Origin of the sequence: Streptomyces aurantiacus (assembly GCF_001418335.1) — a bacterium.
GTDB classification, from domain to species: domain Bacteria; phylum Actinomycetota; class Actinomycetes; order Streptomycetales; family Streptomycetaceae; genus Streptomyces; species Streptomyces aurantiacus.
The window spans coordinates 16,311-27,814 of record NZ_LIPP01000118.1 but is presented as its reverse complement, the minus strand read 5'-3'; the positions used below and the strand labels follow the sequence as shown (position 1 = coordinate 27,814).

At 72.7% G+C, this 11,504-nt stretch carries 8 protein-coding genes; 4 read left to right on the top strand and 4 right to left on the bottom strand.

Annotation, left to right across the window (positions count from 1 at the left end; all coding sequences use genetic code 11):
- Positions 1–3,360, top strand: a complete 3,360-nt coding sequence (locus tag AOK01_RS16985; protein ID WP_055512459.1) for an SAV_2336 N-terminal domain-related protein — start codon at positions 1–3, stop codon at positions 3,358–3,360.
- A 49-nt stretch (positions 3,361–3,409) separates the two neighbouring features.
- Here the strand turns inward: AOK01_RS16985 and AOK01_RS16980 are convergent, their stop codons facing one another.
- From AOK01_RS16980 to AOK01_RS16965, 4 genes are all read right to left on the bottom strand, one after another.
- On the bottom strand, positions 3,410–4,399 hold the full coding sequence (locus AOK01_RS16980) for a malate dehydrogenase (RefSeq protein WP_055512457.1): 990 nt from the start codon (positions 4,397–4,399) through the stop codon (positions 3,410–3,412).
- Positions 4,400–4,896: 497 nt separating this feature from the next.
- On the bottom strand, positions 4,897–6,213 hold the full coding sequence (locus AOK01_RS16975) for a helix-turn-helix domain-containing protein (RefSeq protein WP_079103481.1): 1,317 nt from the start codon (positions 6,211–6,213) through the stop codon (positions 4,897–4,899).
- Between the two features lie 339 nt (positions 6,214–6,552).
- Entirely contained in the window at positions 6,553–7,116 is a 564-nt protein-coding gene (locus tag AOK01_RS16970) for a DUF3017 domain-containing protein (RefSeq protein WP_055512495.1), read from the bottom strand.
- Between the two features lie 97 nt (positions 7,117–7,213).
- Positions 7,214–8,068, bottom strand: coding sequence for a bifunctional methylenetetrahydrofolate dehydrogenase/methenyltetrahydrofolate cyclohydrolase (locus AOK01_RS16965; protein WP_055512453.1), 855 nt, complete (start codon positions 8,066–8,068; stop codon positions 7,214–7,216).
- 278 nt (positions 8,069–8,346) lie between these two features.
- Between AOK01_RS16965 and AOK01_RS16960 the strand changes: the two genes are divergently transcribed.
- The 3 genes from AOK01_RS16960 (at position 8,347) to AOK01_RS16950 (ending at position 11,457) form a co-directional block, all read left to right on the top strand.
- The gene (locus AOK01_RS16960; RefSeq protein WP_055512451.1) at positions 8,347–8,967 is read left to right on the top strand and encodes an RDD family protein; all 621 of its coding nucleotides are present in this window, start codon (positions 8,347–8,349) and stop codon (positions 8,965–8,967) included.
- 142 nt (positions 8,968–9,109) lie between these two features.
- Positions 9,110–9,865, top strand: coding sequence for an FHA domain-containing protein (locus AOK01_RS16955; RefSeq protein ID WP_055512449.1), 756 nt, complete (start codon positions 9,110–9,112; stop codon positions 9,863–9,865).
- Positions 9,862–11,457 carry a serine/threonine protein kinase gene (locus AOK01_RS16950; RefSeq protein WP_055512447.1) on the top strand — a complete coding sequence of 532 codons (1,596 nt, stop codon included), beginning with the start codon at positions 9,862–9,864 and terminating at the stop codon, positions 11,455–11,457. The genes AOK01_RS16955 and AOK01_RS16950 overlap by 4 nt, the downstream gene beginning before the upstream one ends.
- The last annotated feature ends 47 nt before the right edge of the window (positions 11,458–11,504 follow it).

The following is an 11,504-nucleotide window of genomic DNA, read 5'->3' as shown; positions in this document are numbered from 1 at the left end:
ATGGCGCGCGGCGCTGAACGGCTCACCGAGGCGTTACGGGTCCTGGGGGTGTACGGCCAGGACCTGGACGCCGACCAGGTGCTCGACGTGCTCTGGCTCGCCCGCAGGCTGCCCGCCTCCGCGACCGCGCCGCTGAACCGGGGCCTGCGCGCCGCCGCTGCGTCACCGGCCCCGCCGCTCGTCCCCGGCCCCGACGAGGCACCGGGGTCCGGCCGGCCGCCCGTACCGGAACCGGACGACCAGGACCTGCCCGATCTCACCGCGCCGTCCCTCTACGCGGCGGCCCGCCAGGCACCGGCCCCCGGCCTGCGACCGCTGCGGCCCGCCCAGGAGCCGCGGCCCGCGCTGCCCGTGCGGGTGCCCGAGGACAAGGCGCTCGGCGACGAACTCGAACTCGGCCGCGCGCTGCGCCCGTTGCGCCGCCGCCGGGCCAGCCGGCACCGCCTGGAGGTCGACGAGGAGCGCACGGCCGCCCAGCTCGCCGAGAGCCGGCTGCCGGACGTGGTGCAACGGCCCGTCCAGGAACGCTGGCTGCATCTCGTGCTGCTCGTCGACGACGGCCTGTCGATGCTGCTCTGGCACCGGCTCGGCGCCGAACTGCGTACTCTCCTGGAACGCCTCGGCGCCTTCGCGACCACCCGCGTGCACGGCCTCGACACCCGCGTCGCCCACGCGCCACACCTGCGCGCCCGGCCGTTCCAGCAGGACAGCGCCCCGCTGCCCACCAGCACGGTGAACGACCCCTCGGGCCGCACCCTCGTCCTGGTCGTCAGCGACGGCATGGGCGCCGCGTGGCGGCACGGCGCGCTGCACGAGCTGCTGTCCGCGTGGGCCGCCCGCGGTCCCGTGGCGCTGCTGCACACTTTGCCGCCGCAGATGTGGGAGTCGTCCGGCATCCACGCGGAGCGCTGGCAGGCCACCACCCGGCGTATCGGCGGAGCCAACACCTCCTGGGAGATCACCGACCGGGTGCTGCCCGCGGACCTCGCCTCGTTCGACGGCATACCGGTGCCGGTCCTGGAGCCCACCCCCGCCGCCCTGCGGGACTGGTCCCATCTGCTCGCCTCCCCGGGCACCACCGTGGAACTGCCGCTCCTGGCCCTGCCCAGCCGGTACGCGGCCGTCACCTCCTCCCGTGACCTGCACAGCGCCCAGCACTTCCGGGACGCGGCGACCCCGGAGGCGTACCGCCTCGCGGCGCATCTGGCGGCCGTGTCGCCCCTGTCGGTACCGGTGATGCGGCTCGTGCAGTCGGCGGTGCCGTGGACGGCGCACACCTCCCACCTCGCCGAGGTGTTCCTCGGGGGCCTCGTCCGGCCGTACCCTGCGCCGGTGCCGGGGCCACTGCCCGCCAAACACCTGGTGTTCGACTTTCCCGACGCGACCAAGTCGGTGCTGCTCGACGCGGTCCCCCAGTCCGAACTGCTCAGGACGGGCCGCAACATCGGGCGGCGCATCGAACAACTCGCGGGCAACTCCCCCGACTTCCCCGCCTGGCTCGCCCACCCGGACGGACTGGCCCAACTGCCGGGCACCCACCGCCCGTTCACGAGTGTCGAGCGGCGCCTGCTGACACGTTTCGGGGTCTCCGTCGAGACGACAGGCGGCACGGAGCGCGTCGAGCGGACACCGCCGCCCTCCGCGGGGACGGACGACTGGGCGCCGCTGACGGACGACGACCCCCGGCGCCTGGGCCCCTACGAGCTGCTGGGCCGGCGCAAAGGCCGGCGGACCGTCCTGTACCGGGCCGTCGACGTGCGCCCCGACCAGGGAGGCCCGGCGGTGCTGCGGGTGCCGCGGCCCGACCTCCCCACGGCCAACGCCCGGCTGATCGACGTGGAGGCCGAGGTCCTCACCCGGCTCGCCGGACGGTACGCGCCCGTCCTGCGCGGCACCGGGCTCACCGAAAGGCCGCCCTGGCTCGCGACGGCCCCGATCACCGACGCCGACCCCCTCGAAGCACAGCCGCCACGCCTCTCGGACATCGCCGGCCTGGCCTACCAGAGGGGTGCCGCCCCCTTCGACAAGCTCGCCGGCCTGCTCGTCGGCTGGCATCTGGCGAGCGCGCTCAACATCTGCCACCTCAGCGGGCTGGTGCTCGGGAATTTCAACGCCGACAGCGTGTTCGTGCTGCGCCGCACGGTGGTGCTGGCCGACCTGTCGGACTGCGTGGTCGACGGGCAGTACCTCGGCTCGGGGCCTGTCCCGACCGTCGAGGACAACGTGCGCTCCCTGGGCGAACTCCTCCATCTGATCAGCACCGACACCGGTCCGGTGGCGCCGGGGCTGCCGGAGGACATGCACCAGTGGCAGGGCGACATCTGGGACCGGCTGCGGCTGCTCGTCCTGCGCTGCCTCGACCCGGACCCGGCCGGGCGGCCGTCGGCGGGGACGGTCGCGGACGTCCTCGCGCAGTACATCGCCCTGACCCGGGCGCCGCAGGACGGCGCCGAACCCCCGCCCTCGGCCGGGAACACGGCCTCCGAGCAGGTACCGCTCGACCTGCCGCCCGCCGGGGAACGGCTCGGCCCTGTCGACCGCCCGCTGCGGCTGTCCCGCTTCGGCGCCGCCCGCCGGGAGGACGAGGCCCGCCTGGCACGGCTGCGCGTGCCGCTGCGCCGGAGCCGGCGCCTCACCCTCCTCGGCGCGTACCACTACAGCGGGCGTGCCACGACGACGGCGGTCCTCGGCTCACTGCTCGCCACCGTCCGCGGGGAACCCGTCCTCGCACTCGACGGGGCGGCGGTCAACGGAACGCTCGACGCCTTCCTGACGGACCGCAACCCCGCGACCGTGCAAACCGTCGCGGCCCTGCCGCCGGGCGCTTCGTACGCGGACATTCGCGCCCTGACGACTCACCTGCCCTCGGGGCTTGAGGTGGCCGCGCACCGCACGGGCCACCGCAGCCCCAACACCGCTCACGCCCAGGAGTACGCACGCGTACTGGCCCGGACCGCGCCGTACTACTCCTTCGTACTCACCGACTGGTCACCGTTGCGGCTGGGGAGGCCGGCCGAGGCCGTTCTCCGGCTCACGGACCGGCTGATCCTGTGCTGCGGCACCGCCGACTGGTTCCTGGACGCGGCGGTGCGCACGCTCGACGGAGTACGGGCCGCCGGCCACCGGCGGCTCGCGGACGAGGCGATCGTGGTGGTCACCGAGATCGAGGGCTCCGTGGGCCGGGCGCCGTCGGCCGGCTTCGTCCGGCGGCTGGGCATCGACGCCGGCCAGGTGGTCCTGGTGCCGTTCGACCGGTCACTGCGCAGCCCGGGGTTCCGGGATCTCGGCAGACTGCGGGCGGCGACCACGCGCGCGTTCCTCGACCTGGCCGCACTCGCCGTCGGGGACGGAACGCGCTGATCCCCGGACAGCCGCCCGGGGATCAGGGTCAGGATGGGGAGAACGGGGCTCAGATGAGGCCGAGGGCGCGGACCGCCTCGCGCTCCTCCGCCAGCTCCCGCACCGACGCGTCGATGCGGGCGCGGGAGAACTCGTTGATGTCGAGGCCCTGGACGATCTCGTACGAGCCGTTCTTCGTGGTGACGGGGAAGGAGGAGATGATGCCCTCCGCGACGCCGTACGAGCCGTCGGACGGGATGCCCATCGAGGTCCAGTCGCCGTCCGCCGTGCCGTTGACCCAGGTGTGGACGTGGTCGATGGCGGCGTTCGCGGCCGAGGCCGCGGAGGAGGCGCCGCGGGCCTCGATGATGGCCGCGCCACGCTTGGCGACGGTCGGGATGAACTCCTCGGCCAGCCACTTCTCGTCGTTCACGGTCTCGGCGGCGTTCTTGCCTGCGACCGTGGCGTGGAAGATGTCCGGGTACTGGGTGGCGGAGTGGTTGCCCCAGATGGTGAGGCGCTTGATGTCCGCGACCGTGGAGCCCGTCTTCTTCGCGAGCTGCGTCAGCGCGCGGTTGTGGTCCAGGCGGGTCATCGCCGTGAACCGCTCGGCCGGTACGTCCGGGGCGGCGGCCTGGGCGATGAGGGCGTTGGTGTTGGCCGGGTTGCCGACGACGAGGATCTTGACGTCGTCCGCGGCGTGGTCGTTGATGGCCCTGCCCTGGGGCTTGAAGATGCCGCCGTTGGCCTCCAGGAGGTCACCGCGCTCCATGCCCTTGGTGCGGGGGCGGGCGCCGACGAGCAGACCGACGTTCGTGCCGTCGAAGGCGACGTTCGGGTCGTCGGTGATGTCGATGCCCTGAAGGAGCGGGAAGGCCGAGTCGTCGAGCTCCATGGCGGTGCCCTCGGCGGCCTTCAGTGCCGGCGTGATCTCCAGAAGACGCAGCTTGACCGGCACGTCCGCGCCGAGCAGCTGGCCGGAGGCGATGCGGAAGAGCAGGGCGTAACCGATCTGGCCGGCCGCGCCGGTGACGGTGACGTTCACGGGAGTGCGGGTCATGGCGTTCTCCGTATGACAGCTGACGGTGGGGCGTCCCTGCCCCGGGGTACGGAATCCCGGCCCTGTCGCCGCGATGATCGATCATCGGTTCCGATGATCGATCTCTTGGCGTCAAGAGAGATCCAGCGGTCAGGCTATCGCGCATCCGGAATCCCGGACGGGCGGGGCCGCTGTGGCCCACCCCACAAGGCCGCGCCCGGGCCTGGACGGAAAGGCAGGCGGCCGTCGGCCAGGAGAGAGGCCGACGGCCGCCAGGTGGGGGTGCCGGTCGGTGGGGAGAGCGGTGCGTCCTCCCCGAACCGACGCCGGATTCCCGTGGGGGTACGGTTCGCCTGCCCCGAAGTACGCCGGGCATTCCTGCCGCACGGCGGCCATTTACCGCCCCGCGGCGGCGGCCCCGCGCCTCGACGCGAACGGGCGCGCCGACTCGGTCGAGTCGGCGCGCCCGTTCGGCCGGAGTCCTGCGCGGGACCCCGGTCCGTGTCGTGCGGGGCTGGTTACTTCGTGCAGCCCTCCTGGCCCGACTGGAGTGTCGCGCAGGCCTTCGCCGCGGTGGCGTTCTTCACCGCGACCATCGGGGTGTAGGCGTCGGTGTCCGTGTCGACCTCGGCGCTCTGCGCGGCGGCCGAGCCCGCCGATATCCGCACCGCGTCCCCGGCTCCGGCCGCCGTGATACGAGCCCACGCGGCGCCGCACGTCTCGCTGTAGCGCACCTCGACCTGGGCGGTGCCGACGACGGCCTGCTCCACGGTCTGCGCCAGCGTCCCGCCGCAGCCCATGTTCTCCGGGTCCTTGCCCGCGCAGTCCGCGCCACTGCACTCGACGCCGGCGGGCAGTTCCTTGCTCACGGTCGGACTCGGCGTCGGCTTCGCCTCGACCTTGTCCTTGCCGTCACCACCGGAGGAGGCGAGGAACACGGCCGCGGCTATCACCACCATTACGCCCACGATCCCGGCGACCAGCAGGGTGAGCCGCCGCTTCCGCCGCGGCCCGTCGGGCGCAGCGCCGGGCGGGCCGCCGGGTCCCGGCCGCGCGTCCTGAGGCGGCCCCCCGGCCGGCCCGTAGGCGCCCGAAGGACCGAGGCCGGACACGCCGGACACGCCGGACGCGCCGGGGCCCATGGCCCCGGGGGGCCTGGTGGACCTGGGCGCTCCGGACACCCCGGACACCCCGGACTCCCCCGACGCTCCGGGAGGCCTGGCGACGACTCCCCAGCCGCCACCACGCACACCCGCACCCGCACCCGCGCCTGCTCCGGCACCGGCGCCCTCGGCACCGGCTCCGTACGGCGACCTGCGCTCGTCCCCCTGTACCGGCTGTACCGGCTGTGCCGGCTGTGCCGTGCTCGCGCTCTGCGGAGGCACCGTGGGGGCCACCCCCGCGGGCCCCGCGATACCCGGCGTGGGCGCGGCCGTCCTGCTCCCCCCGGCGCGCGCCTGCTTCTCGTTCCGTCCCCCCTTGGCCGGAGTCGGCCCGAACTCTCCGAGCGCGGCGCGCGCCTGGGAGATCCGGATCGCTTCCATGGTCATGTCGTGGCGCATCTCCGAACGGCTCCAGGCCCGCTCGGCAAGCTCCCACATCGTCGTCAGATGGACGGGATTGGTCCCGGTCACCTCGGCCAACGCCACGATCGCGCCCTTGGGCGCGAGCAGGCGGCCGTTCAGATACCGCTCCCAGGACGTCTTGCTGTATCCGGTGCGGTCGGCCACGGCGGCGATACTGAGTCCGCCTCGGTCGACCAGCCGGCGCAGCTGGCTGGCGAACTCCCTGACCTGCGGATCGAGTTCATCCGGCAAGTCCCTCCAACGAGGCATTGCTACCCCCCTCTTTCCCCCCGTACGTGCTGGCTTCTCCCGCGCGATGAGCCCTCTGCCGCTCCCCGTTCTGGCTACCCACAGGGATGCGCCAGGGCAGGATCTCAGTTCCCGGGGTGGGGGCGCACGGGAGCACTCGGGCCTGTGGGCATGCACCGTTGCATGTCCGCTGGTCGGCGGTCCAGTCTCCCACCGACTTCGCACTCGGCTGACGAGACGGCCCGACCGGTACGCGGAGGCGCCCCGCAGGGGGGCGGGGAACTGCGCGCCCAGCCACAGCGGACCCGCAGATCACCACGACGCCGAGCGACGCAAACCCCACAGCACCGAGCGGAGTGCCTACGTCCTGATCGTGAAGTGCAGCGTGTCGTCCAGGAACGGGAGCACAAGCCAGGGGTTGGGCTGCGCCATCATCGCGAGCAGCGCGATGGTCGCACCCAGGACGCCGTACGTGACCAGGTCCGTGAACCGGGACCGTACGGCGAGCATGCCCACGTCGGGCAGCATCCAGCGCATGGCCGCGCCCACGAGCAGCGCGACGCCGATCAGCAGGGTGCCGGCCTTGAACAGGCTGAGCGCGGTCAGCAGCAGCCCGAGCCCGACCATGCCGGTGACCGCGAGGATCGGCCACTGCCGGGCAGGCGCGGGCGCTTCGCGGGAAGCCGCCCTGCCGCCGCCCTCGGGCCGCGCGGTGTCGCGCGTGAAGAGCGGAAAGCGCCGCGTGACACGTCGGGGTTCCCCGTCGGGGCCGGGCGCGCTGACGGCGTCGCTCACGGTGAGCTCATCGCCTTCCTGGGCGGAAGGGCCGGCGGGGTCTTCGGCACCGGCCTCCGAGCCCGAGTCCGGCTCAGGCTCAGACTCAGGTCCCGAGCCGGAGCCCGACTCCGGCGCCTTGCCGCGCACCGGGGCCTCGGTCTCAGCCGGGGCCTCCGTTCCGGTCGGGGCCTCCGTCCCGGTCGAGGTCACAGCGTGTCGTTCGGCCGGGGCTCCCGGCTCCTGCTCAGCCGGCACTGCGTTCCGCCGCCTCGACCACGTTGACGAGAAGCTGGGCGCGGGTCATCGGGCCCACCCCGCCCGGGTTCGGCGAGATCCACGCGGCGACCTCGGCCACACCGGGGTGGACGTCGCCCACGATCTTGCCGTCGGCGTTGCGGGAGACCCCGACGTCGAGGACGGCCGCCCCCGGCTTCACGTCCTCGGGGCGGATCAGGTGCGCGGAGCCGGCCGCGGCGACGATGATGTCGGCGCGGCGCAGATGCGAGGCCAGATCGCGGGTGCCGGTGTGGCACTGCGTCACCGTCGCGTTCTCCGAGCGCCGCGTGAGCAGCAGCGGCATCGACCGGCCGATCGTCACACCACGGCCGACGACCACGACCTCGGCGCCCTTGATCTCCACTCCGTACTGCCTGAGCAGGGTGAGCACGCCGTTCGGGGTGCAGGGCAGCGGAGCCGGCTCGTTCAGGACGAGACGGCCGAGGTTCATGGGGTGGAGCCCGTCCGCGTCCTTGTCCGGGTCCATCAGTTCGAGGACGCGGTTCTCGTCGATGCCCTTGGGAAGCGGCAGTTGGACGATGTACCCGGTGCAGGACGGGTCCTCGTTGAGCTCGCGGACGACCGCCTCGATCTCCTCCTGCGTGGCGGTCGCGGGCAGTTCGCGCTGGATGGAGGCGATGCCGACCTGGGCGCAGTCGCGGTGCTTGCCTGCGACGTATTTCTGGCTGCCGGGGTCGTCACCCACCAGGACGGTGCCGAGTCCGGGCGTGATGCCCTTCTCCCTCAGGGCCGCCACTCGGACGGTCAGATCGGACTTGATCGCGGCTGCGGTGGCCTTGCCATCGAGAATCTGGGCGGTCATGCGGCCATTCTCGCGGATGACGGGGCCCCGGTTCCAATCGGGCCGGGCAACCCGGGCGGCCCGGGCAGTCGGGGCGGTCCGAGGTCCCGCCCGGGCAAAGATCACGCAGGTTGCAGCTGCACAACACCTGATTCGCCAGGCTGGACAGGAACTCTCCCTCGGTAGAACGATGAAAAGTGCAGTACTGCGGCCGGCACCGGGGGGCGCACCGCTCATATCACCATGTTCCTCCGAGCGTGTCCGCACCGTCCCCACATGCGCAACGGAGGAAACCAGCCATGAGCTTCGGCCCGCCCCCACCCCACGACCCCTACGGTCAGCCGCAGAACCCTCAGCAGGGCCACGGCGGATACCCGCAGCAGGACCAGCCCCCCAGCTACGGCTACCCGCAGGCACCGCAGGGCGTGCCGCCCCAGCAGGGCTACGCCTACCCCCAGCAGCCCGGCCAGCAGTACCCCGGATACCCCGACCCCCACCAGCAGATGTACGCCGGTATGCCCCCGTTCGCCCACTGGGGTCTGCGGTTCCTCGCGACGCTGGTGGACGGGCTCGTCCTCACGGTCGCCTACCTCCCCGTCGTGATCGGCGCGGCCATCGGCGCCGACCCGGTGTCGACGTTCCTCGTTCTCGTCGGCCTCGTCACCGTGTTCGGCGCCATGATCTGGATGCTGGTCCAGGAGGGCAAGACCGGTCAGACCATCGGCAAGAAGGCTCTCGGCATCCGGCTGCTGCGGGAGATCGACGGCAGGCCGCTCGGCGTCGGCATGGCGTTCGTACGCCGCCTCGCGCACTTCCTCGACAGCTTCGCCTGCTATCTCGGCTGGCTGTGGCCGCTGTGGGACGAGAAGAAGCAGACGTTCGCCGACAAGGTGTGCAGCTCGGTGGTCATCAAGGGCTGAAGGGGCGGGTGCCCACTCCGGAACGTCACGTTCACGCCATTCACGCCAAGGGCCGTGTTCCACTCCGCCAAGGAGGGCCACGGCCCTGGTGCGTCCGCCTACCCTGGCTCCCACAGCTGCACACGGGACGGGGAGAACGACCTTGTACAGCATCATCGTGGTACCTCCGCCGACCACGGAGCGCGACCGCTTCCGGCCCGACGCCGCCCGGTTCCGGCTGGCCCCCGGCGAACGGCTGGCCTTCGGCCGCTCCGAAAGCGGCAACGAACTCGCGATCGCGCACGAAGGCGTGTCCCGCAAGGCCGGTGAGATCACCGCCCAGGGCACCTTCTGGACGCTGAGCAACCTCTCGTCCCACCAGACGTACGTGGTGGAGAACCCGGAGGGCGCGGGCGAGCACATCAAGGTCGCGCCCGGCCGGCTGGACGCGCCGATCCCCTTCGAGTTCTCCAGGATCGTCCTCCCGGCGGCGGGCGACCTGCTGCCCGTCGAGGTGTGGGCGCCCCGCCACGACTATCTGCGGTCCCCGGAGGGCCTGGACGGCACGACGACCGCGCCCGCCTTCTCCGTCGACCGCACGAAACGCTACTTCGCGGTCCTCGCCGCTCTCTGCGAGCCCCGGCTGCGCGGTGAACCGCACGCACCACTGCCCACGGTCGACCAGGTCGTCGAGCGATTACGCCCCAACTGGCAGGCGGCGTCCCGCACTTCGGTGCAGTGGAACATCGACTACCTGGCCGTGAAGCTCCGTCTCAAACCCGGCCCCGAGACGGCGGACACCGGACCGCGCCTCAACGGCAAGAAGGAGTCCCTGGTGTCCCTGGCACTCCGCTTCGACCTGGTACGGGAGGACGACCTGATCGTCCTGCTGGCGCCGACGAGACGGGAGGCGCGGTGACGGAGGCGTACGCGGTCGCGGTGCCGAAGGGGTACCGGGTCGGGCCCTGGGAGGTACGGGCGCCCATCGCCACAGGCGCGTTCGGGAGCGTGTACGAGGCCCGTCGGCACGAAGCCGGTCGGCACGAGACCCGCCGTACCGGACCGCACGAGGGCCTGCCGCGGTCGGCGGCGCTGAAGTTCCTGCCCACCGGCACGGGTACGCCCCGGCAGCTGGCCCACCTGCGGGAACTGACCGAGCGGGAGCTGGAGTTGCACCGCCGGCTCAAGCGCCCCCGGCTGATCCGCATGTACGAGGCCCTCACGGTCGACGACCCGGACCACCCCGAACTCGACGGCGCCACCGTCCTCGTACTGGAACGCGCGGAGGACTCCCTGGCGGGGCTCCTGGCCCGATCCCCGCATCCGCCGCACGGGCCCGCCCTGCTGGCGCAGATCTGCGAGGGGCTGGCCCAGCTGCACGACGCCGGCTGGGTGCACGGCGACCTCAAACCCGCCAACGTCCTGCTGATGGAGGACGGTTCGGCCCGGCTCGCGGACTTCAACATGGCGGCCGAGCTGGAGGGAACCCACGCCTACACGCCCGCGTTCTCCACGCCCGACTACACGCCGCCCGAGATGCTCTGGTCCGAGATCGGCGAGCGGGGGCGGCAGACGAGGCCCTCGGCCGACGTATGGGCCTTCGGGGTCCTCGCGCACCTGGTCCTGACGGACACGTTCCCCCTGCCGGGCGGCACGCCCTCGGCCCGCCGGGACGCGGCGGTGCGCTACGCACGCGGCACGGACGAGCTGCGCCTGTCCCCCGGACTCCCGGACGGCTGGCGCGAGATCGTGCGTACGTGCCTGGCGCGTACGCACACGGAACGGATCTCCGGGGAGGAGTTGCTGCGGCAGGTGGAGGCCGTGGCCGGCACCGGCCGGTCCCCCCGCCTGCCGAGGGTGCGGGTCCGGCGTGGACGCCGGACGGCGGTGGTCATGGGCGCCGCGGTCGCCGCCGTCGCCGTCTCGGTGCTCGGATACGGCATCAGCACCTGGGCGGACGGTGCCTCGGACGACGGTGGCGGGAGCGCCGGGAACGCCGGTACGAGAAGCGTCACCGCCGCCCCGTACGGCGCCGCCGACCTGCGTACCGACCGGGGCATCCCCTCCGCGTACCGTCTGCTGATCGTCGAGACGGCGCACGACTGCGACCAGGGTGACGTCACCCCGTCCCTGATCGCCGCCATGCTGAAGGTCGAGAGCAACTTCGACCCGGACCTCTCCGATCCCGACAAGGACGAGTACGGCATCGCCCGTTGGACGCCGAGCGTGCTGCGCTGGTGGATGCACGAGGACGGCACGCCCGGGGAGTCGGTGCCCAAGCCGCCGTTCCCTCCCGCCGAGTCCATTCCGGCGATGGGCCGGTACCTGTGCTGGATCGCGCCGCGCCTGGACGCCGAACTGCCGGGCGACCGGCGGGTGCTGATCGCCGCGGCCTACCGGACGTCCTATGCGAAGGTGAACGACGCGGGCGGAGTTCCCCCGAAGTACCGCTCTTACACCGACCGCGTCGTTCACCACCTCAAGGAATACACGCCCCCGGGGAAGAAGTGACCCTGAGAGTTCCGAGGTACCCCTCCCCGCCCCTTCGCGCAAAGGTG

Bases quoted from the DNA above. Each gene is read 5' to 3' on its own strand.
- AOK01_RS16960 (WP_055512451.1), top strand. From the start codon at position 8,347: ATGAGCTTCGGCCCGCCCCCACCCCACGACCCCTACGGTCAGCCGCAG.
- AOK01_RS16965 (WP_055512453.1), bottom strand. From the start codon at position 8,068: ATGACCGCCCAGATTCTCGATGGCAAGGCCACCGCAGCCGCGATCAAG.
- AOK01_RS16980 (WP_055512457.1), bottom strand. From the start codon at position 4,399: ATGACCCGCACTCCCGTGAACGTCACCGTCACCGGCGCGGCCGGCCAG.
- AOK01_RS16975 (WP_079103481.1), bottom strand. From the start codon at position 6,213: ATGCCTCGTTGGAGGGACTTGCCGGATGAACTCGATCCGCAGGTCAGG.
- AOK01_RS16985 (WP_055512459.1), top strand. From the start codon at position 1: ATGGCGCGCGGCGCTGAACGGCTCACCGAGGCGTTACGGGTCCTGGGG.